At 71.3% G+C, this 1,612-nt stretch carries 2 protein-coding genes; both read left to right on the top strand.

Annotated elements, in window-relative coordinates:
- Positions 1 to 104: 104 nt before the first annotated feature.
- Complete coding sequence (locus GA0115259_RS37710; RefSeq protein WP_093605087.1) at positions 105 to 1,394, top strand: adenosylmethionine--8-amino-7-oxononanoate transaminase; 1,290 nt, start codon at positions 105 to 107, stop codon at positions 1,392 to 1,394.
- A 3-nt stretch (positions 1,395 to 1,397) separates the two neighbouring features.
- On the top strand, positions 1,398 to 1,612 hold a 215-nt coding region (locus GA0115259_RS37705), incomplete at its 3' end, for an AAA family ATPase (protein WP_141716879.1).

The following is a 1,612-nucleotide window of genomic DNA, read 5'->3' as shown; positions in this document are numbered from 1 at the left end:
GGCCGGCGAGGATCCGTCAGATCCGTCAACGCGGAATGATCCTGCGGCCCGCCGGGATCTGGTCGCCGTACGCCGCCGCGGCGCCGGCACGGATCTGGCGCCCAATGCCTGAGCTGTCCCCCGACGCGCTGCTGGCCCTGGACCGGGCCCATGTCTGGCATCCGTACGGGCCCATGCCGGGCCGCAGTGCGCCGCTGGTCGTGGAGTCCGCGTCCGGGGTACGGCTGCGGCTGGCCCAACCCGCGCAGGGACAGCGCGAGTTGGTCGACGGCATGGCGTCCTGGTGGTCGGCGATCCATGGCTACAACCACCCGGAACTCAACGCGGCGGCGCACGGTCAGCTCGACCGGATGAGCCATGTGATGTTCGGCGGCCTCACCCATGAGCCCGCCGTCCAACTCGCCTCTCTGCTTGTCGAGATCACGCCCGAGCCGCTGCGCCATGTCTTTCTCTCCGACTCGGGCTCGGTGGCGGTCGAGGTCGCGGCGAAGATGTGCCTCCAGTACTGGCGCTCGCTGGGACGTCCGGAGAAGCGGCGGCTGCTGACCTGGCGCGGCGGCTACCACGGCGACACGTGGACGCCGATGTCGGTGTGCGACCCGGACGGTGGTATGCACGAGCTGTGGTCGGGGATTCTGCCGCGGCAGATCTTCGCGCAGGCGCCGCCGGCGGAGTACGAGGAGACCTACGCGGAGGCGCTGCGCACACTGATCGCCCGGCACGCGGAGGAGCTGGCGGCGGTCATTGTCGAGCCGGTGGTACAGGGAGCGGGCGGCATGCGCTTCCACTCCCCCGAATATCTGCGCGTGCTCCGGGAAGCGTGCGACACGCACGGTGTGCTGCTGATCTTCGACGAGATCGCGACCGGGTTCGGGCGTACGGGCACGCTCTTCGCCGCCGGACAGGCCGGTGTCTCACCCGATGTGATGTGTCTGGGCAAGGCGCTGACCGGCGGCTATCTCTCCATGGCGGCGACGCTGTGCACCGCGCGGGTGGCCGACGGCATTTCGCGCGGGGAGGTGCCCGTACTGGCCCATGGGCCGACGTTCATGGGCAATCCGCTGGCCTCGGCCGTTGCCCGTGCCTCGATCGAGCTGCTGCTCGGCCAGGACTGGGAGGGCGAGGTCAAACGGATCGGGACGGGCCTGCGCGACGGGCTCGCCGAGGCCGCGTCGCTGCCGGGAGTACGGGATGTCCGGGTGCTCGGCGCGATCGGTGTCGTCCAGCTCGACCATGAGGTGGACATGGCGGCGGCGACCAGGGCGGCGGTGCGTGAGGGCGTGTGGCTGCGGCCGTTCCGCGATCTCGTCTACACGATGCCGCCATATGTGACGGGCGATGACGATGTCGCACGGATCTGCCGCGCGGTGAGCGCGGCGGCTCGGGAGGGCTGAGCCATGCCCGTGATGATCGTTACGGGGACCGGGACGGAGATCGGCAAGACCGTCGTCACGGCGGCGGTCGCGGCGGCGGCGCTGGCGCGCGGACGTACGGTCGCGGTCCTCAAGCCCGCACAGACCGGGATCGGCCTGGACGGGCCTGGCGACGCGGCGGAGGTCGTACGGCTGGCCGGCCCGCTGACGGCGGCCGAACTGGCCCGGTTCCCCGAGCC

Origin of the sequence: Streptomyces sp. MnatMP-M17 (genome assembly GCF_900091995.1) — a bacterium.
GTDB lineage: Bacteria > Actinomycetota > Actinomycetes > Streptomycetales > Streptomycetaceae > Streptomyces.
This window is presented reverse-complemented; position numbering and strand designations above follow the sequence as displayed.

Bases quoted from the DNA above. Each gene is read 5' to 3' on its own strand.
- GA0115259_RS37710 (WP_093605087.1), top strand. From the start codon at position 105: ATGCCTGAGCTGTCCCCCGACGCGCTGCTGGCCCTGGACCGGGCCCAT.